The organism is Nonomuraea dietziae (assembly GCF_014195505.1).
GTDB lineage: Bacteria > Actinomycetota > Actinomycetes > Streptosporangiales > Streptosporangiaceae > Nonomuraea > Nonomuraea roseola.
Genome location: NZ_JACIBV010000001.1, coordinates 3,687,618 through 3,709,426 on the forward strand (window position 1 = coordinate 3,687,618; position 21,809 = coordinate 3,709,426).

Here is a 21,809-nt window from a genome sequence, read left to right on the forward strand (position 1 = left end):
GCTCCCTCGGAAGAGCGGCCTGCCGAGACGTCACATGGCGAAGAGCCGCAGCCCCGAAGCCGCCGAACCCAGGACGCCCCAGGTCACACCCCGGGCAGAGACCCGACGCTCACCCGGAGAACCCCTCCTTGGGCATCTCCAGGTCAGGCTTGGCCAGTTCCTCCACGTTCACATCCTTGAACGTCACCACCCGCACGTTCTTCACAAACCGTGCCGGCCTGTACATGTCCCACACCCACGCATCCTGCATCTTCACGTCGAAGAACACGTCCCCGTTCTCCGCCGTCCGCACGTCGAGATCCACCGAGTTCGTCAGGTAGAACCGTCGTTCCGTCTCGACGACGTACGTGAACAGCCCGACCACGTCACGGTATTCGCGGTATAGCTGCAGCTCCATCTCGGTTTCGTACTTCTCGAGATCCTCTGCGCTCATCCCGGTCCTCCAGCCTGATCAGGCAACTCCTGCCCCCACTCCATTCTCCCCCACGAAGGTCCGTGACACCGTCACGAAGGAGAAGCGGTGGTGCGGGCACGGCCCGTGCGCGCGCAACGCGCGCCGGTGGGCCGGAGTCACATACCCCTTGTGCTCGTCGAAGCCGTACTCGGGAAAGACCGAGGACAGCTCCGTCATCATCCTGTCCCGCGTCACCTTCGCCACGATGGACGCCGCGGCGACGCAGGCGGCGATCTGGTCTCCCTTCCACACGGCCAGCGACGGCGCCGGCAGTCCAGGCACCGGAAAGCCGTCGGTGAGGATGTACTCGGGAACGAACGACAACCGCGCCACGGCCCGCCGCATTCCCGCGATGTTGCACTTGTGCAGCCCTCGGGCGTCGATCTCGGTGGGCGGGATGACGACGACGCCGACCTCCGCCGACGCCATGATCTGCTCGTGGAGCTCGGACCTGACGGCGGCCGTCAGCAGCTTGGAGTCGGCCAGCCCCTGGATCTCGCGCCTCAGCACGACCGCCGCGACCACGAGGGGTCCGGCGCAGGCGCCCCTGCCCGCCTCGTCGACTCCGGCGATCGGGGTGAGCCCCCTGCGCGCCAGCGCCCGCTCGTAGGCGTAGAGCCCGGAATCGCGCCGGACAACGCTAGGACGTGGTCGAAACATGACACAGGCAGCGTACGCCTCATCCGCGACTCACCGCACCTTGTCGAAGATCTCCGGCCTCGACAGGATCGTGGCGTGGGAGAACGGCCAGTAGATGGCCCACGCCCTGCCGATCACCTGCTCCTCGGAGATCCACTCGCCAGCCTCGCGCACGTGGCTCCTGGAGTCGACCGAGGCCGAGCGATGGTCGCCCATCAACCAGAGCTTCCCGTCGGGCACGGTGTAGGAGAATTTCTCCCCCGAGGGGTAGTCGTCGGGGAACAGGTAGTTCTCGTCCAGCGCGATCCCGTTGACCGTGATGCGCTTCTTGGCGTCGCAACAGACGATCTTGTCGCCGCCGACCGCGATGACCCGTTTGATGGTGTCCTCGTTGTTCCAGCCCTTGAACACCACGATGTCGCCGCGCTCGCTGGCGCCGTGCAGCTTGTTGACGCTCACCCTGTCGCCGATGCGGAGGGTGTTCTCCATCGACTCCGAGGGGATGGAGAAGGACCTGACGACGAAGGCCTGTAGCAGTAGCGCCACACCCACGCCCAGCGCGATCAGGAAGAACGTCTCCTTGAGCCCGCCTTTGCGCTTCTTGCTCTCTTCAACTGCCATGGGGGTACGGCTACCGCCTCGCAAGCCAGCGTCGACGCAGCCACACCAGCGGCAGGGCACCGGCGAACCCGGCCATGGCCGGAGCCGCCCCTGCCAGAGCGGCGGCGGGCTGCGCGAACGTCTCGGGGATGGACAGGGTCGTGGCCCGGGAGAAGGGCCAGACGATGAGGAAGGCGCGGCCGATGACCTGGTCGACAGGGATCGTGCCGCCTCCGGGGTCGGAGGTGTGCTCGCGGGAGTCGAGCGACACCTGCCGGTGGTCGCCCATGACCCAGAGCCGTCCCTGCGGCACCTTGGCCGCGAAGTAGGTCTGGGAGGGCACATTGCCAGGATAGAGGTAAGACGATTCGTCCAGTGCTGTCCCGTTGACCGTCACGCGTCCCTTGGCGTCGCAGCACTTGACGGTGTCGCCGCCGACTCCGATGACGCGCTTGATGTAGTCCTTCTCGCCGGGCACCACGCCGAAGGCGGTGCCAACCCAGCGGAAGAAGGCGGCGATGGGGTTGGCGGACTCCTCGGAGGGGACCCTCTCGTCCCACGAGTCGGTGCCCGAGAAGACGACGACGTCGCCGCGCTCGACATCACGCGTGTGATAGACGAGCTTGTTGACCAGCACCCTGTCGTTGGTCAGCAGGGTGTTCTCCATGGACTCGGACGGAATGTAGAACGCCTGGAGCACGAAGGTCTTCACGACCAGGGCCAGCAGCAGGGCCAGGACCACGAGCACGGGCAGTTCTTTCCAGAACGACCCTTTCCTCCTGGCAGCCGCCACGTCCACCTTGTCCTGGCTCTCGCTTTTCATCGCTGACGAGCCTAGATGAAGGCCCTGCTCGAGGGAGGGTACACGTGTCCCAGCGGCGCTCCACATAAAGGAAATGTCCCTGCAAAGCCAAAAGACCCCGTGACCTGCGGGTCACGGGGTCGTTCGGTGGAAGCCTTACTTGCCGGCGGGCAGCGCCTCGCGCTTCTCGCGGATCCGGGCGGCCTTGCCGCGCAGGTCACGCATGTAGTAGAGCTTGGCGCGACGGACGTCACCGCGGGTCAGCAGCGCGATCTTCTCGATGACCGGGCTGTGGACGGGGAAGGTGCGCTCGACGCCGACACCGTAGCTGACCTTGCGGACCGTGAAGGTCTCGCGGGCGCCACTGCCCTGGCGGCGGAGCACGAAGCCCTTGAAGACCTGGACGCGGGAGCGGCTGCCTTCGACGACTCGGACGTGCACCTCGAGCGTGTCACCGGGACGGAAGCCCGGGACGTCGCTGCGAAGGGTGGCCTTCTCGAGCTCCTGGATCTTCGTGTGCATGAGAGCGTATCCTCAACGTTTAGCGAGCATGCGGAGGTCCACCCGGCAGCGCCTTGACGCCGCGACGAGGGGGACACGCCTGCTGGTTTGGATGAATCAGGTGGCCTACGACGGGCACACCAGCGATTCAGTCTGCCATATCTTCCGGCTCAGCGCGAAACGAGAGCAGCAGCTCCCTGTCACGCTTGTCAAGAGCCGAGGCGTCGAGCGCCTCGACCAGATCGGGCCGGTTCTTCATGGTACGGCGCAGCGCCTCGTCCCTGCGCCACCTCGCCACCTTGCCGTGGTGTCCCGACAGCAACACCTCGGGCACCTCGCGCCCTCTCCATACCGGCGGCTTGGTGTAGACGGGCCCCTCGAGCAGGTTCTGCATCGCTCCTGGCGCGAAGGAGTCGTCGACGGCCGAGTGGGCGTTGCCGAGCACGCCGGGCAGCAGGCGGCCGATCGCCTCGACCATCACCAGGACCGCCACCTCGCCGCCGGCCAGGACGTAGTCGCCGATGCTGACCTCGTCGACGCGCATGCGCGTGCCGTACTCGTCCATGACGCGGGAGTCGATGCCCTCGTAGCGGCCGCAGCAGAACAGCAGCCACGGCTCCTGGGCCAGCTCCTGGGCCAGGCCCTGGGTGAAGGGGCGGCCGCTGGGGGTCGGGACGATCATGCGGGGCGTACCGCCCTCGGTGATCTCGTCGATGGCCGCGCCCCAGATCTCGGGCTTCATGACCATGCCGGGGCCGCCGCCGTACGGGGTGTCGTCGACGGTCTTGTGCACGTCGCGCGCCCAGTCGCGCAGCTGGTGGAGCCGCACGTCGAGGGTGCCGCGCTCGCGCGCCTTGCCGATCAGTGACACGTCGAGCGGCGAGAAGTACTCGGGGAAGATCGAGATGATGTCGAGCCTCATGACAGCAGGCCCTCGGGCGGATCGACCACCAGCTTGCCGCCTGCCACGTCGACTTCGGGCACCAGCGCCTTGACGAACGGGATGAGCGCGTCGTCCTCGCCGGCGCGTCCGACCACCAGAAGGTCCTGGCCGTGGTGGAGCACGTCGGTGACCTCGCCCACCGGCTCCCCCTGGACGGTGACCACGGCCAGCCCGATCAGCTGGTGGTCGTGGAACTCGTCGGGGTCGTCGGAGGGTGGCAGGTCCTCGGAGTCGATGACCAGCAGCGTGTCGCGCAGCTCCTCGGCCGCCTCCCTGGACAGCACGCCCTCGAAGCGCACCAGCAGCACGCCCTTGTTCCAGCGGTGGCCCTCGACCGTCAACGGGCCGCGCGCGCTGTCGAGCGTCGCGCCCGCGGCGAAGCGCAGGCTCGGCTCGTCGGTGCGGACCTCGACGGTCACCTCGCCGCGCACTCCATGCGGACGGCCGATCCTGCCGACGACTAGCTGCACCTGATCCTCCACGGATACGAAAAGCAGCCCCCACCGGACCGAGCCGATGGGGGCGCCCAAAACTGCCTTCTAGCGGACGGCCTCGTCCAGGTCGAGCAGGTCGACCCGTACGTACTTGCCGTCGGACAGGGCGTTGATCACTGTGCGCAACGCCTTGGCCGTGCGACCGCCGCGACCGATGACCTTACCGAGGTCCTCGGGGTGGACCCGGACCTCGAGGACGCGCCCGCTGCGAATGCGGCGTGCGCGGACCCGGACATCGTCGGGATTCTCGACGATGCCCTTGACGAGGTGCTCAAGGGCCTCCTCGAGCATGTCAGGCCTCGGCCGGAGTCTCGGCGGGGGCCTCGGCGGGGGCCTCAGCGGCGGGCTCCGCGGCCTCTTCCTTCTTCTTGGCCTTCTTCGGCGTGGTGGCGGTCGTGCCGGTGTCGCCACCGGACAGCGACTCCTTGGCCGCGGCCTCGTAGATGGCGTGACGGTCGGGCTTGGGCTCGGCGACCTTCAGCGGCTCAGGGGCGGCCTCGCCCTTGAACTTCTGCCAGTCGCCGGTGAGCTTGAGCAGCTTGAGGACCGGCTCGGTCGGCTGCGCGCCGACACCCAGCCAGTAAGCGGCGCGCTCAGCGTCGATCTTGATGAAGGAGGGGTTCTCCTTCGGGTGGTACAGACCGATCTCCTCGATCGCCCTGCCGTCACGCTTGGTGCGGCTGTCGGCGACGACGATGCGGTACTGCGGGTTGCGGATCATGCCGAGCCGCTTGAGCTTGATCTTGACTGCCACTGGTGTGGTCTCTCCTGCATTAGAGCGTGGGTGAACCTCGCCTCGCCGAGTGGGGCACGACAAGGCACCGGTTCGAGGGACAGGCGTGGCCGGCGGGAGGTGAGAGGGCACCCACCTGGTCACGGTGTTCCAACATGTCATTGTGCCAGACCATTGGTACTGCCTTCGACCGGCTACGACAGGTCACCGCAAAGTCTCGGCCATCCCGGCGCTCTCGCCTGACCGGACCACCCAGGACGACTCCTCCGACCCTGCCCCCACACCCCGGGAGAAGCCGTCGCCAGGAGGCGCCCCTGACGCATCACCTGCCGCCCCGCCGTCCAGGACGGCGGAGAAACGGCCGCGTACAGAACGGCAGGGCTGACGGCTCCACAAGGCCGTGGGGAAACGACCGCACGTGACGGCGGACGGACGGCCGCGCAGGACGGTGGAGAAACAGCCGTGCGACGGCGCGGACAGACGGCCGTAGACGAGGGTGCGGGAAGACGGACGGCCGTGCGGCGGGGCAGCCCGCCGCACGGCCGTCTCAGGTCCGCGGTCCGACGCCGAGCGCCTGCAGCGCCGTGAGGACGGCGATCGCGAGCACGAGGACCGCGATGATCAGGCGCGTGCGCTTGCCGGACATCACTGCTGGCCGGGAAGCTTCAGCTTGGAGGGGTCGAAGCCGGGCGGCAGCTCCATCCCCTTGGGCAGCTTGCCGCCGAGCCCGCCCAGGTTGCCCAGCGCGCCGCCCTTGGCGGGGGCCGCCTCCTCAGGAGTGGCTGGGCCCTTGCCGAGCGCGGCCTTGCGCGGGTCGCCGCTCACGCGACGCCCCTTCTTGGTCTTCTTCTGCGCGGCCTTGGCGGCCTTCCTGCCGCCAGGCATCCCGGGGATGCCCATGCCGCCCGCCATCCGCTTCATCATCTTCTGCGCCTCGAAGAAGCGGGTGACCAGGTTGTTGACGGCGGTGACCGACACGCCGGCGCCGTTGGCGATGCGCGAGCGCCGCGATCCGTTGATGATCTTCGGGTCCTGCCGCTCGCCCGGCGTCATCGAGCGGATGATCGCCGCGATGCGGTCGAGGTCGCGGTCGTCGATGGAGTTGATCTGGTCGCGCATCTGCCCCATGCCGGGCATCATGCCGAGCAGGTTCTTGATGGGCCCCATCTTCTGGACCATCTGCATCTGCTCGAGGAAGTCCTCGAGCGTGAAGTTCTCGCCCGAGGTCAGCTTGCCCGCCATCTTGGCGGCCTGGTCCTCGTCGAAGGTCTTCTGCGCCTGCTCGATCAGGGTGAGGATGTCACCCATGTCGAGGATGCGGGAGGCCATCCGGTCGGGGTGGAAGGCGTCGAAGTCCTCGAGCTTCTCACCGGTCGAGGCGAACATGATCGGCCTGCCGGTGATGTGCCGCACCGACAGCGCGGCGCCGCCCCTGGCGTCGCCGTCGAGCTTGGTGAGCACGACGCCGTCGAAGCCGACGCCCTCCATGAAGGCCTGCGCGGTGGTGACCGCGTCCTGACCGATCATGGCGTCGACGACGAACAGGACCTCGTCTGGCGAGACCGCGTCGCGGATGTCGGCGGCCTGCTTCATCAGCTCCTGGTCGATGCCCAGGCGGCCGGCGGTGTCGATGATGACGATGTCGTGCTGCTGGCGCCTGGCCTGCTCGATGGACTCGCGCGCGACCTCCACGGGGTCGCCGACGCCGTTGCCGGGCGAGGGCGCGAACACCGCGACCTGGGCGCGCTCGCCCACGACCTGCAGCTGCGTCACCGCGTTGGGGCGCTGCAGGTCGGCGGCGACCAGCATGGGCGCGTGGCCCTGGTCGCGCAGCCACTTGGCCAGCTTGCCCGCCAGAGTCGTCTTACCCGCGCCCTGCAGACCGGCCAGCATGATGACCGTGGGCGGCGTCTTGGCGTAGCGGAGCCTGCGGGTCTCCCCGCCCAGGATGCCGATCAGCTCGTCGTTGACGATCTTGACGACCTGCTGGGCGGGGTTGAGCGCCTGAGAGACCTCGACGCCGCGCGCCCGCTCCTTGACCTGGGCGACGAACGCCTTGACCACAGGCAGCGCGACGTCGGCCTCGAGCAGCGCGATGCGGATCTCGCGGCACGTGGCGTCGATGTCGGCGTCGGACAGCCGACCCTTGGATCGGAGGGAGGAGAAGACCGATGTCAGCCGGTCGGAAAGCGTCTCGAACACGTGGTTGGCCAGTCCTCGAAGCGAATATGCGTGGTCTTGCGACTCAGCCTAACCGCTACTGGAGACCGGGTACGGCCATGCGGACGGTCAACGCGTGCTCCACCAGGGTGATCAGCGCGCTTTTCACCGAATCGCGTGAGCGCGCGTCCAGCCTGACGATCGGGACGTGCGCCGACAGCGTGAGCGCGTCGCGCACCTCCTCCTCGGTGTGGAGCTGGTGACCGTCCCAGCCGTTCAGGCCGACCACGAAGGGAAGCTTCGCCTCCTCGAAGTAGTCGACGGCGGGGAAGCTGTCGGCCAGGCGCCTGGTGTCGACCAGCACGACGGCACCGATGGCGCCGCGCACCAGGTCGTCCCACATGAACCAGAACCGGTGCTGGCCAGGCGTGCCGAACAGGTACAGGATCAGGTCCTGGTCCAGCGACACCCTGCCGAAGTCCATCGCCACGGTCGTGGTCGTCTTGTTCGGGGTGAGCGACAGGTCGTCCACCGCCGCCGAGGCGTTCGTCATGACCGCCTCGGTGGTGAGCGGCAGGATCTCCGACACCGCACCCACGAACGTCGTCTTGCCCACGCCGAAGCCGCCGGCCACGACGATCTTCGTCGAGGTCAGTCCGCGGCTAGAGCCTGCGAAGTCCACTGAGCACCCTTTCGAGCAAGTTGATGTCGGGCTTGCCGGCGTCGAGCTGCGGCTGGTGCACCCGTACCAGTCCCTCCGTCGCCATGTCCGAGATCAGCACCCTGACCACGCCGAGGGGGATCCGCAGGAGGGCCGAGATCTCCGCCACCGACCTGACGCTGCGGCACAGCTGGCTGATCGCCGCGTACTCCGGCATGTGCGACAGGTCGCGCGGTTCGACCGTGGCGGAGGAGACCAGGGCCTCCATCGCGAACTTCACCCGCGGCGCCGTACGCCCGCCCGTCACCGCGTATGGACGGACCGGCGAGGCGGGCTCCGAATGAGGCTGCGGCTGCCAGTCGCCGCCGGTGTTCCATCTGGGGTCCGACACCTGCATCACCTGGTCTGGGTCGCGCGGAGCTCGGCGCGTACGGCAGGAGTGAGAACCTGCCCCGCCCGCTCCACCATCAGTGTCATCTGATACGCCACCAGCCCCATATCGCAATCGGGCGCTGCCAGCACTGCCAAGCACGAGCCGTCGCTGATCGACATGATCAGCATCAGGCCGCGCTGCATCTCCACGATCGTCTGGGTGACGGGGCCACCCTCGAAGACCCGCGCCGCCCCCTGTGTGAGGCTGATCAGGCCCGAGGCTATGGCCGCCAGCTGGTCGGCCCGATCGGCGGGGAAGCCTGCGGAGGCGGCCAGCGGTAATCCGTCCGAGGAGACCACTACCGCGTGAGCGACGCCGGGGACATTGCTCACGAAGTCGGTGATCAACCAGTCGACCCCGCGCGCCGCGTGGCTCAGGTCGTTCACTCGTCCTCCTCCCTGTTGTCAACGGTTCTCGGGCCGCCCTGGTAGCGGCCCTCGCCGATGTCGTCGCGTGCGGCCCTGAGCCCCTGTTGGAAGCTCGAGAACCTGTTGCGCACCCGCTCCGGTGAGATCTCCGGCATGGGGGCGACACCCTTGGGGGCCGAGGTGTCGGCGGAGCCGGGCACGAGGTTGGCCTTCGGGACCCGCTTGGGCAGCCCCGCGGCGGTGGACCCGTCCTTGACGGGCTCCCGTACGGCCTCGGCGGCCGTCCATCCCGCGTCCGCCTTGGACGATCCCCACGAGGCGCTCTCGTCGCCCTTGTCGAACCAGGCCGACTCGACCGAGGCGAAGATCGGCAGGAACTCGTCGCCCGTGGAGGGCTTCACGGCCGGGATGGGACCTGTCGGGTTCGACTCGACCGAGGGGAAGTCGTACCTGCCGGGCCGCTGGACGGTGGGCTCCCTGTCCTGGAAGGACCAGGACGACGCGGGGTCGGGGGGCGAGGTGTCCTGCCAGCCTCCGCCGCCGCCCTTGCTGGGCGCCCATACGTCGGCCTCGCCGCTGTCGAAGGTGCTCGGCGCCTGGCGCGGGCCCGAGGCCCACGCGCCGGGGTCCGAGGGCCACTGCGGCGCCGAGGGCCACGGGTCAGGGGCGACGCTGTCGGCGCCACCCCAGCCGGGAGTGGGCCCCGGCTCGGAGGGCCAGCCGCCTGGACCGCCCATGGGGCCGGGGTCGGAGGCCCATGCTGGCCCCGTGTCAGCGGTGAAGGGGACGGGCCGCTGCGGCTCGCTCCCCCAGCCCATCGGCGTACGGGCGTCGCCGCCCCTGGCGCCCGTCATGGCGCCGGCTCCGGCCATGCCGGAACCCGCCATGCCCGAGCCTGCCATGCCCGAGCCGGCCATCGCGGGCGCGGACGCGCCGCCCAGGAGCGATTCGGGCAGCAGCACCATCGCGGTCAGGCCGCCCGAGCCGTGCGGGCGCAGCTGGACCCTGATGCCGTGCCTGTGCGCCAGCCTCGAGACCACGAACAGGCCCATGCGGCGCGAGACCGACACGTCCACGGTCGGGGCGACGGCCAGGCGCTCGTTGGCCTGGACGATCTCCTCGTGCGTCATGCCGATGCCGGAGTCGGTGATGGAGACCATCACGCCGCCGCCGTCGATCCTGTTGCCCGAGACCACGACGTGGGTCTCGCGAGGCGAGAAGGCCAGAGCGTTCTCCACCAGCTCGGCGAGCAGGTGGATGACGTCGTTGACCGCCTGGCCCGCGACGGCCGCGCCGCCGGGGACCTGGAGCGTCACCCTGTCGTAGTTCTCGACCTCCGACAGCGAGGCGCGGGCCACGTCGACCAGCTGCACCGGCTGGCTCCAGCGGCGCGGGGGGTCCTGGCCGGCGAGGACCAGGAGGTTCTCGGAGTTGCGCCGCATGCGGGTGGCGAGGTGGTCCAGCTTGAACAGGTTCGCGAGTCGCTGCTCGTCCTGCTCGCCCTGCTCCAGGCCGTCGATGAGGGTGATCTGCCGCTCGACGAGCGTCTGGCTGCGGCGGGAGAGGTTGACGAACATGGCGTTGACGTTGGCGCGGAGCTTGGACTCCTCGCCGGCCAGCCGTACGGCCTCGCGGTGCACCTCGTCGAAGGCCCTGGCCACTTCTCCGATCTCGTCCCTGGACGAGACCCCGATGGGCGGCACCTCGACGCTCTCCGCGGTGTGCCCCTCCTCGCGCAGTTTCTGGACGATTCCCGGCAGCGTCCTGCCCGCGACCTCCAGCGCGTCGCCGCGCAGCCGTCGAAGGGGGAGCACCAGGGAGCGCGCCATGATCGCGGTGATGACCAGGACGATGAAGAGCAGCACGAGGACGAGGCCCACGTTGATGATGGCGACCTGCTGCTCGGCGGCCCTGAGCTCGGCGGCCCTCATGCTGATGGAGCCGGACAGGTTCTTCTCGACGGTGTAGAGCCGGTCGGCGGTCTTGGTGATCGCCTCGAACCAGCGCGATGTGTCCTGGGTCGTCGAGGTGTCGAGAGCGCGCAGCGACGTGCGCTGGTTGTGCAGGTAGACCGCCCTGGCGACGTACAGCTCGGCGCGGCCGATCTCCGCGCCCGTCACCGTGTCGTCGTAGAACTGCCTCTGTGCGGGGGTGGCCGCGGCGCGGAAGGCGTTGCGCTCGCTCTCGCGGCTGGACCTGGCCGACAGGAAGGCGTCGAACTCCGTGCCGTCGAACCTGCCTCTGACCAAGGCGATCGCCAGCAGTGCCCGCTGCTTGGAAACCTCGTCCTTGGACCTGGCGATGGCGCCGAGTGCGGCGTTGGTGACGGTGAGCTCGTCGTCGGAAATACCCTGGACGGTCTCGTCGTACAGGGGGTGGAGGTCCGACATGACCTCGGAGTACTTCTCCATGACGGGCAGCGGAGGCAGCTGGCTGCCCTCACCCGAGACCGTGGCCCGCAGAAGGGGCAGCTGGTCGAGCCGGACCCGCACCTGCGCCAGCTGACGCCGTCCCAGCTCCGACATGGATTCTTCGGCGGCGTTCGCGGCGGACTTGGCCTTGGTGACGGCGGTGTCGACCGCCTGGTACTGACTCTTGAGGCTCTGAAGGTCGTCGCCGCTCCTGTTGGCCGCGGCGTACCGAGCCGAGAAGTCGCGTTCGAGCGCGAGTTCGTGACCGAGCGCGCCGAGCGCGACGACCAGTTCGGCTCCGTCGGCGACTCGCCCGTACTCCTCCGCGCTGCTGATCGACGTGGTCACGCGGAGCGCGCCGAGCAGGACGGCCACGAGGGTCGGGACGGCGATGAGCGCGACCAGTCTGGTGCGTACTCGCCAGTTACGCAGGGCGATCTTCCTGCCGGCGTCCTCACCTGGTTCGGGCATCGGCTCACGAGCCTCTGGCGGGGCCCGGGGGTTCCGGCGCGATGCCACGACCGGAACCGGTCGTTGCTGTGCTCACAAGTCGTAACCTCTCGGGGATGCCTGCGCATGTGCGGAGTGAACCGGCTCGCCGGTGAGACGAGTGGTTGCAGGCAAGTATCGGGGCAATTGGAGCACAACCTTCTATCCCCAGCCAATGCAATGCAACTTATGGAACGCTCCAAACAGATCCACTTTTATTGCAGGGGCGGCGACGGACCGTCAGCAGATCGCCCATAAAATCAGACATTCAGTCGCTTATGGACATCAAGCCCCACATTAGCGACATATCATAATCTTTCCTTTTAGCGCATGTGCTCCTATACAGGGCGCTTGCCTTCCAGGGAAGATCCCCGCTCCTGTACGCTTCACGCCCGTCATAACGGACATTTACGCTTCCCCCCCAGGAGCTCCTCCATGACTCGCACAGTCCGCGCGCGCGCCCTCGTTCTCGGTATCGCGGCCGCGCTCACCCTTGCCGCCTGCGGTGGGTCCGATACGGCCAGCGCCCCCTCCGGAGGAAAGGGGCTGGAAAAGACCACCATCAAGGTCGGCGCCCTTCCCATCCCCGACCCCGCCGCCCTCTACATCGCCAACGCCAAGGGCTTCTTCAAGGCCGAGGGCCTCACCGTCGAGCCCGTCCTCATCCAGGGCGGTGCCGCCGCGCTCCCGCAGATCAAGAACGGCGCGCTCGACATCTCGCACACCAACTACGTCTCGACCTTCCTCGCCGCCAGCAAGGGCGAGAAGATCAAGGTCGTCGGTGACGTCTACCAGGCCGCGCCGAACACCTTCAACCTCATGGTCACCAAGGACTCCCCGCTCAACTCCGTCGCCGACCTGAAGGGCAAGACCGTCCTGGTCAACACCCTCAAGAACATCGGCACCCTCACGGTGGAGGCGACCCTGAAGGTGGCGGGCCTGACGAAGGACGACGTCAAGTTCGTCGAGAAGCCCTTCCCCGACATGGCCAACGCGCTCAGCACGGGGCAGGGCGACGCGGCCTGGATGACCGAGCCGTTCATCACCGCCACCCAGAGCCAGTCCGGCTTCCGCAAGCTGGCCGACACGATGTCGGGGCAGACGGCCGACCTGCCGATCGCCGCGTGGATGGCGACCGACGAGTGGGTGCAGAAGAACCCGAAGACGCTGGCCGCCTTCCAGCGCGCCATCGCCAAGGCCCAGCAGCTCGTGGCCAACGACCGCAAGGAGGTCGAGGCGGTGCTGGGCCAGTACACCAAGATCGACGCCAAGACCGCGTCGGTGATCACCCTGGGGACGTTCCCGACCTCGCTCAACGCGACCCGGCTTCAGCGCGTCGCCGACCTCATGCTCGAGTACAAGTACATCGAGAGCCCGCTCGACGTGAAGACCATTCTGGTCGGCGCCAGCGGATGATCAGTGCGCGAATCCTCCGCGGCGTCGCAGGCGTCGCGGGGTTCCTCATTGTCGGTGAGCTCACCATCAGGTTCGGGCTCACCGATGACGTGGTCTTCCCGCCGCCCTCGCTCGTGCTGTGGGAGGCGATGGGCCTGCTCGCCGACCCCGTCTTCCTGTCCGGAGTCGCGATCACCCTCACCAACTGGGCGCTGGGGCTGATCGCCTCGGTGGTGATCGCCGTTCCTCTCGGCGTGCTCCTGGGAAGCCTGGCGTCCGTGGAGCGTGCCACCCGGCCCCTCCTGGAGTTCCTGCGGCCGATCCCGTCGGTGGCCATCATCCCGCTGGCGATCCTGTTGATCCCGGTGGATTCGATGATGAAGGTGTCCGTCATCGTCTACGCCTCGCTGTGGCCTGTACTGATCAACACCCTCTACGGCATGCACGACGTCGACCCCCTCGCCAAGGAGTCGCTGCGCAGCTTCGGCTTCGGCGCCATCGACGTGCTGCGCAGGGTCAGCCTGCCGAGCGCGGCGCCGTTCATGCTCACCGGCGTGCGCATCGCCGCGGGCATCGCGCTGATCCTCGCGGTCAGCGCCGAGCTGCTGGCGGGCGGCACCGGCGGGATCGGCGTCTTCGTCATCCAGGCGGGCAGCGGCAACCGTACCGACCTCATCCTGGCCGCCACGTTCTGGGCCGGGATCATCGGCATGGTGGCCAACTCGCTGCTGGTCCTCGCCGAACGGCGGCTCTTCCATTGGCACCAGGCCAGAACCGGAGCGACGACGTGACCGCTCTCAAGCGCATGTGGCTGGTGCCGCTGGTCGTGGCCGTGTGGGAGCTGACGACCCGGCTGGCGCAGGACACCGACTTCCCGCCGCCTTCCGCGATCGTGCTGAGGATGCACGAGCTGTGGTTCTCCGGGCCCGTCACCAGGCTCTTCCTGACCGATGACGCGATCGCGAACATCCTGCCCAGCCTGGGCCGCATGTTCATGGGCTGGACCCTCGCCGCCCTGCTCGGCGTGGTCCTCGGCGTGCTCATCGGCAGGTCCCGCACCGCGGCCGACTACGTCGAACCGCTCATCCAGTTCGGCAGGGTCATCCCGCCGCCGCTCCTGCTGCCGCTGCTCATGGTGCTCCTGCACGCGGGTCTGGCGATGCAGGTCGCCGCCATCGTCTTCGGAGTCGTGTGGCCGGTGCTGCTCAACTCCATCGACGGCGCCAAGGGCGTGGACAGGACCTACACCGAGACCGCGACCGTCTTCGGCCTGACCAGGGCGCAGCAGCTGCGCGACGTCGTCATCCCCGCGGCGGCGCCGAAGATCTTCGCGGGGCTCCGCCTCAGCCTGTCGCTCGCCCTCATCCTGATGGTCATCTCCGAGCTGTTCGGCAGCGCCGACGGCATCGGCTACCAGCTCCTGCAGGCGCAGCGCGGCTTCGACACCCCGACCGTCTGGGGCGCGATCGCGCTCCTCGGGCTGCTCGGCTACCTGGTGAACGCGCTGTTCACCGTGGCCGAGCGACGACTCCTGGTGTGGCACCACCACACCAGGCGCACACTGTAGATCCCGTGTTGGAGGAATCATGTCCCATCCGGCCGGCCCCATCTGGGAGTCGATCTCCGGCATCTCCAGGTTCGCCGCGCTGGCCACGATGGCGGAGCTGGGATGCGCCGACCATCTGGCCGAGGGCCCGTTGAACGCCGAGGAGCTCGCCATCAGGTGCGGCGCGCACGCGCCCTCCCTGCGACGGGTGCTGCGCGAGCTGGCCGGCATGGGAATCGTGCGCTCGGCCGGGCAGGACAGATACGAGTTGACGGCGGACGGTTCGTCCCTGCGCTCCGACGTACCCGACTCGACGCTGCCGGCCGTCCGGATGATCGCCGAGGAGAGTTTCTGGTACGCCCTCGGCAACCTCCCCACCACCGTGCGACAGGGCCGTTCGGCGTTCGTCGAGCGGTACGGCCCCCTCTATCAGCGCCTCGGGCAGCACCCCGAGGTGGGCCAGATCTTCGACACCTACATGACCTCGCGCGCCATGCCCTTCGCCGAGCAGGTCGCCGAGCGCTACGACTTCTCGCGGGTCGACACGCTGGTGGACGTGGCGGGCGGCAAGGGCCACATCCTCGCGGCGGTCCTGCACGCCAACCCGCGGATGCGCGGCGTGCTGGTCGACCTCGATCACGTCGTGCCCGGCGCGACGGCGGCGCTCACCGCGCACGGCCTGATGGAGCGGTGCGAGGTCCTGGCCGGAGACTTCTTCGCGCAGGTCCCCGCGGGCTTCGACGCGTATCTCCTCGCGAGCATCCTGCACAACTGGGACGACCAGGACGCCGAGCGCATTCTCCGCCGGGTCAGGGAGGCCATCAGGGAGGACGGGCGGCTGCTCATCCTGGAAATGGTCCTGCCCGACGAGGACGAGCCCCATGTCGGAAAGGACATGGACATGCGCATGCTCGCCCTGTTCGACGGCGGCACCGAGCGCACCAGGCAGGAGTACTCCGTCCTGCTGGAGAAGACCGGGTTCAGGCTGACCGAGGTGTTCGACCTCTCGGCGGGAGCGAGCCTGGTCGAGGCCGTACCCGCCTGACAGGAAAGGTCCAGGTAAACGTGGCTCTCGGGACTTCGCGCCTGGGAGCCATATTTACTTGGGCATAAAGCAGCGTATTTCCTAAATGCAGCAAACCGGGCGCGACCATAGTCCATGGCCAAGGTGCTCCGATAGAGTCTGGATCACGTTTTGGACCCCCTGCGGCCTGAGGATTCACCGTGCTTGAGATATCGAACCTCTCCCACGTCTACGGCAGTGGACCCGGCGCCCATCACGCCATCGAGGGGCTGAATCTGAGCGTCGCAGAGGGCGAGCTGCTGTGCATCGTCGGCCCTTCCGGCGCGGGCAAGTCGACACTGCTGCGCTCCATCGCCGGCCTCATCCAGCCCACGGGCGGCGAGGTCCGCATCGAGGGCAAGCTGGTCAAGCAGACCCCCGACAACCTGGCGGTCGTCTTCCAGGACTACAGCCGCTCGCTTTTCCCCTGGATGTCCGTGGCCGACAACGTGGCTCTGCCGCTGCGCCGTAAGAAGATGGACAAACAACAGCGCAGGGCGGCCGCCCAGGAGGCGCTGGAGTCGGTGGGGCTGGCGGAGGCCGGCAAGAAGTACCCCTTCCAGCTGTCCGGCGGCATGCAGCAGCGGGTGGCCATCGCCAGGGCCCTGGCCTACCGGCCCGCGCTCATGCTGATGGACGAGCCGTTCGGCTCGGTCGACGCGCAGACCAGGGAGGACCTGGAGGACCTGGTCCTGCAGGTGCGCGGGCACCACAAGATGACCATCGTGCTGATCACCCACGACATCGACGAGAGCGTCTACGTCGGCGACAGGGTGGTCGTGCTGTCCAAGGCCCCCGCGCACGTCGTCGGCGACCTGAAGGTCGAGCTGGCCTCGCCGCGCGACCAGATCACCACCCGCGAGCACTCAGACTTCGTCCACCTGCGCGCCGAGGTCGGACGCCTCGTGCGCGGCCTCGAGAGGACCCCTGCGTGAAACGAGCCGCCCTAGCTCTCGTTCTCCTGGTCAGCGGCGTGACCGCCTGCGGCGGCGACGGCGGGGCGGCACAGGAGAAGACGACGCTGACCGTCGGCGTGGTCCCCGTGCCCTCCTCCGCGCCGCTGTTCATCGCCGAGAAGAACGGCTTCTTCAAGGCCGAGGGCCTCACGGTCAAGACCGAGATCATCCAGGCCCCTCAGGCCGTCATGCCGAAGATCCTCAACGGCAGCATGGACGCCTTCCTGACCAGCTACGTCTCGCTGCTGGCCATCAACGACTCCGGCGCCGCCAAGCTGAGGCTCTTCCAGCACGTGCAGACCGCCGCGCCCGGCATCGCCAGCGTCGTGGTGCCCAAGGACTCCCCCATCAGGACGGCGGCCGACCTCAAGGGCAAGACCGTCGGCGTCAACGTGCTCAGGGCGCTCGGCCAGACCGTCACGAACGCCCACCTGCAGCAGGCGGGGCTCAAGCCCGACGACGTGAAGTTCACCGCGGTGCCCTTCGCCGACCAGCTGACCGCGCTGTCGACCAAGAAGATCGACGCCGCGTGGCTGGTGGAGCCGTTCCTGACGGCCGCCAGGAAGGACCTCGGCGCGGTCGAGGTCATCGACACCACCTCGGGGCCGACGGCGGGCCTGCCGCTCGACGCGTGGGGTGTGTCGGAGGAGTGGCTGACCAAGAACCCCAAGACGGCCGCGGCCTTCCACCGCGCGCTGGCCAAGGCGCAGCAGATCGCCAGCGCCGACAGGAACGCCATCAACGCCGTCATCCCCACCTACACGCAGATCCCCGCGGCGGCGGCGTCGGCGATGAAGCTGGGCGAGTTCTCCGCCGAGGTCGACAAGGCCAGCTTCCAGAAGCTGGCCGACCTGCTGCACGGCTATGGCTACCTGAAGTCCAAGCCCGACGTCACCACCATGATCCCGTCCAAGATCGGATGATCAGAACGCTGGGGGTCCTCGGCTTCCTGCTCGTGCTGGAGGCCGCGGGACGCCTGGGACTCATCGAGGCGCTGCCTCCTGTTTCCGTGGTGCTCGTGACGGCCGCGGGCCTCGCGGTGGACGGCTCCTTCCTGTCCGACGTGGGCGCCACGCTGAGCGCCTGCGCGGCGGGCCTGCTGATCGCGGTGGTCACGGCCGTCCCCGCCGGGCTGCTGCTCGGCACGGTGCCCGCGGTCGAGCGGTCGGTGCGGCCGCTGGTGGAGTTCCTGCGGCCGATCCCCTCGCTGTCGCTCATCCCGCTGGCGATGTTCCTCTGGACCGACAGCCACGACGCCAAGATCGCGCTGATCGTCTACACCTGCTCGTGGCCGCTGCTCATCAACACGATGTACGGCCTGGCCGACGTCGACCCGATCGCCAAGGACACCCTGCGCGGCTTCGGCTTCGGCCCCATGGCCGTGCTGTGGCGCGTCTCCCTGCCGAGCACCGCGCCGTTCATCGCGACGGGCGTGCGCATCGCGGTCTCCGTGACCCTCATCGTGGCCGTCAGCGTGGAGCTCCTCGCCGGAGGCGGCGGCGGGATCGGCGCCTACCTGGTGCAGGCGGGCAGCGCCAACAGGGTGGACAGGATGCTCGCCGCCACCGTCTGGGCGGGAGCGCTCGGCCTCGCCGCCAACGCGCTGTTCACCGCGGCGGAGCGACGGCTGCTGCGCTGGAGGTGGGCCACATGATCAGGCGCCTGGCCTGGTACTGGCTGATCCCCGTCGCGGCGCTCGCGTGGGAGGTGGTCACCCGCTCCGCGGGAGCGGTCTACTTCCCTCCGCCCTCCACCATCCTGGCCAGGATGCGCGAGATGGCCGCGACCGAGGACGTCGCCGCCGACCTGGTGCCGAGCCTGGCCAGGCTGGCCGTCGGCTGGGCGCTCGCGGCCGCGGCGGGCGTCGCACTCGGCGTGCTGCTCGGCCGCTCGCCGCTGCTGGCCAAGCTGGTGGAGCCGATGGTCCACTTCGGCAGGTCGGTGCCGCCCGCCGCCCTGCTGCCGGTGTTCCTGGTGTTCTTCAAGGTCGGCACCCCCATCCAGCTGGCCGCGATCGTCTACGGCGTGCTGTGGCCGGTGCTCGTCAACTCGATGGACGGCGCCCGCCACGTCGACACCCAGTACCTGGACACCGCCCAGGTCTTCCACCTGCCCCGCTGGCGGGTCGTGCTGGCCGCGGCGGCGCCCAAGATCTTCGCGGGGCTGCGGCTCAGCGTGGCGCTCGCGCTGATCATGATGGTCATCTCGGAGCTGTACGCCAGCAGCGAGGGCATCGGGCACCGGATGCGCGAGGCGGAGGGCAGCGTCGACATCCCCGCGATGTGGGCGGGCATCGTGCTGCTCGGCGTGCTCGGCGTGGTGCTGAACGGGCTCTTCCTGGCGGTGGAGCGCAGAGCGCTCAGGTGGCATCGGGGCCGTACAGCCGCCTGATCGCCTCCTTCTGCCGCTCGGCGAACCACTGCCGCGACGGCGCGGACGAGGCCAGCCCGTCGGGGCGCTCGACGTCGTGCCAGCCGTACTCCTCGGCCCAGAGGGCGGGCTTCACCCTGGACAGCAGGTTGCCCATGCCAGGGCGGCGACGGAAGCGGCGTAGCGCGGCCAGGTCGAGCTCGGCGGCGGCCACCAGCGACTCCCCCTGACCGGCCTGCGCCAGCGGACGGCCCTCGAAGTCGAGCACCTCCGAGCCCCCGCTGGTGGAGTCGCCCGGTATGGGCAGCCCCGCCAGGCCGCCGCTGTTGGCCGAGACCACGTAGGCGAGGTTCTCGATCGCCCTTGCCCGCCTGGCGATCGCCTTCGGCGTGAGCGAGGGAGAGGAGGCCTCGGAGGTCGGGTGGCAGAAGACCTCCGCGCCCCTGAGCGCCAGCGCCCTGGCCAGCTCGGGGAAGAGGATCTCCTCCGAGGCGATCACCGCGAGGTTGCCGAGCTCGGTGCGGGCGACGGGCAGCACGGCGTCGAGCCCGTAGACGTCGAGGTAGCGTTCCCAGACGTCGTAGGGCGAGGGGGAGAACATCGAGTGCAGCCGCCGGTAGCGCAGCACGTCCTCGCCGGCGGGGCCGAGGATGACGGTGGCCTGGAAGAACAGCTCGGGGAAGTGCGGATCGCTCTCGTAGGCGTTGACGCACAGGTACACGTCCTGCGCCTTGGCGATCTCGGCCAGCGCCTGGTACTCGGGCCCGCCCGGCGCGATGGCCGCCCTGGCCCGCCACTCCTCGACGCTCTCGCCGAAGGGAAAGCCGGTCAGCACGTACTCGGGCAGGACGACCAGCCGCAGGTCGGGCCCGATCCAGGCCTTGGCGGCCGCCGTCTGGGCGGCGATCGAGCCGATCGCCGCGCGCATGAGCGCGCGCGGGTCGGCCGCGCCGTTCACCGCCTGGGTGCGGACCTGCAGGGCCAGCGCCCGGTAGGCGCTCACCCGACTCGCTTCTCGTCGATCAGCGTGCGCCTGATGCACTCGCCTGACCTGATCCACTGCCACACCCTGCTCCGGGTGCCGCCGTCGTCGCTCAGCACGATCAGCTCGAACAGCTTGAGGTCCTCGCCCTCGGCCTTGTAGACCCAGTTGAGGTAGATCGTGGAGGCGTCGACCTCCCAGAACTCGCCGCTGATGCGCTCGGTGTCGAAGGCGCAGCGCCCGCCGCCGAGATAGGCGCCGGGGAACTCGTGCACCTCGCGCCTGCCGTCGTCCCAGGTGTACTCGTTGACCTGGTGGTAGGCGGCGTCACCGACGATCGAGCAGGTGATGCGCGAGCGGTGCGAGTCGAGCACGCCGCCGTCGCGGCCGAGATGGAGGTAGGTGCCCTCCCACTCGCCTTCGTGCCTGGCCAGCAGCGGCATCTCCGCGCGAAGTCCCATCGCTACACGCTCCAGACGGATCGGGGTGACCTGTTCACCAGGTGGGCTCGGCGCCTGACGAAGCGGCCGATGGAGGCGGGGCCCATCCGCGAGCCGCCGAGGCCCGAGAGGTTGAAGGAGTCTTTCTCGCCCTCGTGGACGAAGGCGGTCAGCGCGGCGTCGTTGACGCTGACCGCGCCGGCTCTCAGCCTGGAGGCCACCGCCCTCGCCTCCTGCTCGGTGGCGGCGAAGACGGCGGCCGACAGGCCGTAGTCGGAGTCGTTGGCCAGCTCGACCGCCTCGTCGACGCCGTCGAACGGCATCACGGGCAGGATCGGGCCGAAGGTCTCCTCCGTCATCACCCGCATGGTGTGGTCCACGCCGGTCAGCACCGTGGGGCGCAGCCAGTGCCACCCTTCGCGCCGCTCGATCTCACCGCCTGTGCGCACGACCGCTCCCCTGGCGACGGCGTCGGCCAGGTGCTCGGGGATGACACCGGTCGTGACCAGGGGCCCCGCGGGAGCTTTCGCGGCCTTGGCCACCAGCAGGCGCAGGAAGTCGTCGAAGACCTCGCGGGCCACGTAGACGCGTTCGATCGACTGGCAGGCCTGTCCCGCGTTGGCGGTGCCGCCGCGCAGGATCGCCGAGGAGGCGCGGTCGAGGTCGGCTCCCGCCAGCACGATCGCGGGGTCCTTGCCGCCCAGTTCGAGGAAGGCGGGGATGAAGGCGCGGGCGGCCGCCTCGGCCACCTGCCTGCCTGTGGCGACGCTGCCGGTGAACACCACCGCGTCGACCAGGCCGACCAGGGACCTGCCCGTCTCCGCGTCTCCCTCGACCACCCGCAGGGGCAGCTCGGCGGGGACCAGCCGCATGAGCGGCTCGACGAACCTGGGCGTCAGCTCGCTGGGCTTGACCAGCACCGGGCATCCCGCCGCCAGCGCGGGGACGGCGTCGATGAGGCCGAGCAGCAGCGGGAAGTTCCACGGGCTGATCACACCCACCAGCTCGTACGGCACCGCCTCGCCGCCCACCACGATGCCGGGCAGCGCCGAGGGCTCGTCGGGCCTGTCGGCCAGGAGGGCGGGAGCCTGCCGTACCCATCTGTCGACGGTGGCGGCCACGGCGCGCCGTTCGAGCTCGGACTCCGCGCGCCTGCCCGTGTCGGCGACCAGCGCTTCGAGCAGGTCCTCGTCACGCGCGACGGCCGCGCCGAAGGCGGTCAGCGCCCGGCCGCGGTCGGCCGCGCGCCAGGCCGCCGACCGCGAGCGCAGCGTATGGGCCGTCGCGGCCAGTTCCTCGGCCGACGGCGGCGACAGCGGCCGGTCTGGCTCACCTGGGAGCGGGTTCACCACCATGATCAGAGCCGACA

Annotated in this window: 25 protein-coding genes; 8 read left to right on the plus strand and 17 right to left on the minus strand. The window is 69.1% G+C overall.

Features of this window, described 5'->3' with window-relative positions; translation table 11 throughout:
* Positions 1-109: 109 nt before the first annotated feature.
* From FHR33_RS17535 to FHR33_RS17600, 14 genes are all read right to left on the minus strand, one after another.
* Positions 110-433: a DUF2469 domain-containing protein gene (locus FHR33_RS17535; protein ID WP_067184127.1), complete on the minus strand. Its 324-nt coding sequence runs from the start codon at positions 431-433 to the stop codon at positions 110-112.
* Positions 434-451: 18 nt separating this feature from the next.
* Positions 452-1,114, minus strand: a complete 663-nt coding sequence (locus FHR33_RS17540; protein WP_183648707.1) for a ribonuclease HII — start codon at positions 1,112-1,114, stop codon at positions 452-454.
* Between the two features lie 30 nt (positions 1,115-1,144).
* Positions 1,145-1,714 carry a signal peptidase I gene (lepB, locus tag FHR33_RS17545; protein WP_183648710.1) on the minus strand — a complete coding sequence of 190 codons (570 nt, stop codon included), beginning with the start codon at positions 1,712-1,714 and terminating at the stop codon, positions 1,145-1,147.
* Positions 1,715-1,724: 10 nt separating this feature from the next.
* Positions 1,725-2,516 (minus strand): signal peptidase I, encoded by a 792-nt coding sequence (lepB, locus tag FHR33_RS17550; protein WP_246451988.1) that lies wholly within the window; start codon positions 2,514-2,516, stop codon positions 1,725-1,727.
* Positions 2,517-2,651: 135 nt separating this feature from the next.
* Entirely contained in the window at positions 2,652-3,017 is a 366-nt protein-coding gene (gene rplS / locus FHR33_RS17555) for a 50S ribosomal protein L19 (protein ID WP_183648716.1), read from the minus strand.
* A gap of 127 nt (positions 3,018-3,144) precedes the next feature.
* Complete coding sequence (trmD, locus tag FHR33_RS17560) at positions 3,145-3,918, minus strand: tRNA (guanosine(37)-N1)-methyltransferase TrmD (RefSeq protein WP_183648719.1); 774 nt, start codon at positions 3,916-3,918, stop codon at positions 3,145-3,147.
* On the minus strand, positions 3,915-4,409 hold the full coding sequence (gene rimM, locus FHR33_RS17565; RefSeq protein ID WP_183648721.1) for a ribosome maturation factor RimM: 495 nt from the start codon (positions 4,407-4,409) through the stop codon (positions 3,915-3,917). Before rimM ends, trmD begins: the two co-directional genes overlap by 4 nt.
* 69 nt (positions 4,410-4,478) lie before the next feature.
* Positions 4,479-4,724: an RNA-binding protein gene (locus FHR33_RS17570; protein ID WP_183648723.1), complete on the minus strand. Its 246-nt coding sequence runs from the start codon at positions 4,722-4,724 to the stop codon at positions 4,479-4,481.
* 1 nt (position 4,725) lies between these two features.
* Complete coding sequence (rpsP, locus tag FHR33_RS17575) at positions 4,726-5,187, minus strand: 30S ribosomal protein S16 (RefSeq protein ID WP_183648725.1); 462 nt, start codon at positions 5,185-5,187, stop codon at positions 4,726-4,728.
* Between the two features lie 624 nt (positions 5,188-5,811).
* Entirely contained in the window at positions 5,812-7,368 is a 1,557-nt protein-coding gene (ffh, locus tag FHR33_RS17580) for a signal recognition particle protein (protein ID WP_183648727.1), read from the minus strand.
* A gap of 55 nt (positions 7,369-7,423) precedes the next feature.
* On the minus strand, positions 7,424-7,981 hold the full coding sequence (locus FHR33_RS17585; protein ID WP_183660138.1) for a GTP-binding protein: 558 nt from the start codon (positions 7,979-7,981) through the stop codon (positions 7,424-7,426).
* Positions 7,982-7,988: 7 nt separating this feature from the next.
* Positions 7,989-8,378, minus strand: coding sequence for a DUF742 domain-containing protein (locus FHR33_RS17590; protein WP_312895586.1), 390 nt, complete (start codon positions 8,376-8,378; stop codon positions 7,989-7,991).
* A 5-nt stretch (positions 8,379-8,383) separates the two neighbouring features.
* On the minus strand, positions 8,384-8,806 hold the full coding sequence (locus FHR33_RS17595; RefSeq protein WP_183648729.1) for a roadblock/LC7 domain-containing protein: 423 nt from the start codon (positions 8,804-8,806) through the stop codon (positions 8,384-8,386).
* Positions 8,803-11,670: a sensor histidine kinase gene (locus tag FHR33_RS17600; protein ID WP_183648731.1), complete on the minus strand. Its 2,868-nt coding sequence runs from the start codon at positions 11,668-11,670 to the stop codon at positions 8,803-8,805. The genes FHR33_RS17595 and FHR33_RS17600 overlap by 4 nt, the downstream gene beginning before the upstream one ends.
* A 453-nt stretch (positions 11,671-12,123) precedes the next feature.
* On the opposite strand from FHR33_RS17600, the gene FHR33_RS17605 reads away from it, so the two are divergent.
* The 8 genes from FHR33_RS17605 (at position 12,124) to FHR33_RS17640 (ending at position 19,039) form a co-directional block, all read left to right on the plus strand.
* Positions 12,124-13,104 carry an ABC transporter substrate-binding protein gene (locus FHR33_RS17605; RefSeq protein WP_246451990.1) on the plus strand — a complete coding sequence of 327 codons (981 nt, stop codon included), beginning with the start codon at positions 12,124-12,126 and terminating at the stop codon, positions 13,102-13,104.
* A complete protein-coding gene (locus FHR33_RS17610; RefSeq protein ID WP_183648734.1) occupies positions 13,101-13,874 on the plus strand; it encodes an ABC transporter permease in 774 nt (257 codons plus the stop codon). The genes FHR33_RS17605 and FHR33_RS17610 overlap by 4 nt, the downstream gene beginning before the upstream one ends.
* On the plus strand, positions 13,871-14,650 hold the full coding sequence (locus tag FHR33_RS17615; protein WP_312895587.1) for an ABC transporter permease: 780 nt from the start codon (positions 13,871-13,873) through the stop codon (positions 14,648-14,650). Before FHR33_RS17610 ends, FHR33_RS17615 begins: the two co-directional genes overlap by 4 nt.
* A gap of 19 nt (positions 14,651-14,669) precedes the next feature.
* A complete protein-coding gene (locus FHR33_RS17620) occupies positions 14,670-15,674 on the plus strand; it encodes a methyltransferase (RefSeq protein ID WP_183648737.1) in 1,005 nt (334 codons plus the stop codon).
* A 179-nt stretch (positions 15,675-15,853) separates the two neighbouring features.
* The gene (locus tag FHR33_RS17625; protein ID WP_183648740.1) at positions 15,854-16,627 is read left to right on the plus strand and encodes an ABC transporter ATP-binding protein; all 774 of its coding nucleotides are present in this window, start codon (positions 15,854-15,856) and stop codon (positions 16,625-16,627) included.
* Positions 16,624-17,571: an ABC transporter substrate-binding protein gene (locus FHR33_RS17630; protein WP_183648743.1), complete on the plus strand. Its 948-nt coding sequence runs from the start codon at positions 16,624-16,626 to the stop codon at positions 17,569-17,571. The genes FHR33_RS17625 and FHR33_RS17630 overlap by 4 nt, the downstream gene beginning before the upstream one ends.
* The gene (locus tag FHR33_RS17635) at positions 17,568-18,302 is read left to right on the plus strand and encodes an ABC transporter permease (RefSeq protein WP_183648746.1); all 735 of its coding nucleotides are present in this window, start codon (positions 17,568-17,570) and stop codon (positions 18,300-18,302) included. The genes FHR33_RS17630 and FHR33_RS17635 overlap by 4 nt, the downstream gene beginning before the upstream one ends.
* On the plus strand, positions 18,299-19,039 hold the full coding sequence (locus FHR33_RS17640) for an ABC transporter permease (RefSeq protein WP_183648749.1): 741 nt from the start codon (positions 18,299-18,301) through the stop codon (positions 19,037-19,039). Before FHR33_RS17635 ends, FHR33_RS17640 begins: the two co-directional genes overlap by 4 nt.
* On the opposite strand, the gene FHR33_RS17645 is transcribed toward FHR33_RS17640, so the two are convergent.
* The 3 genes from FHR33_RS17645 to FHR33_RS17655 are packed head-to-tail and all read right to left on the minus strand — an operon-like array spanning position 19,008 to position 21,795.
* Positions 19,008-20,021, minus strand: coding sequence for a nitrilase-related carbon-nitrogen hydrolase (locus FHR33_RS17645; protein WP_221241138.1), 1,014 nt, complete (start codon positions 20,019-20,021; stop codon positions 19,008-19,010). The two genes, FHR33_RS17640 and FHR33_RS17645, sit on opposite strands and share 32 nt — an antisense overlap.
* On the minus strand, positions 20,018-20,461 hold the full coding sequence (locus FHR33_RS17650; protein ID WP_183648751.1) for a DUF3598 domain-containing protein: 444 nt from the start codon (positions 20,459-20,461) through the stop codon (positions 20,018-20,020). The genes FHR33_RS17645 and FHR33_RS17650 overlap by 4 nt, the downstream gene beginning before the upstream one ends.
* 2 nt (positions 20,462-20,463) lie before the next feature.
* A complete protein-coding gene (locus FHR33_RS17655) occupies positions 20,464-21,795 on the minus strand; it encodes an aldehyde dehydrogenase family protein (RefSeq protein WP_221241139.1) in 1,332 nt (443 codons plus the stop codon).
* Positions 21,796-21,809 lie beyond the last annotated feature (14 nt).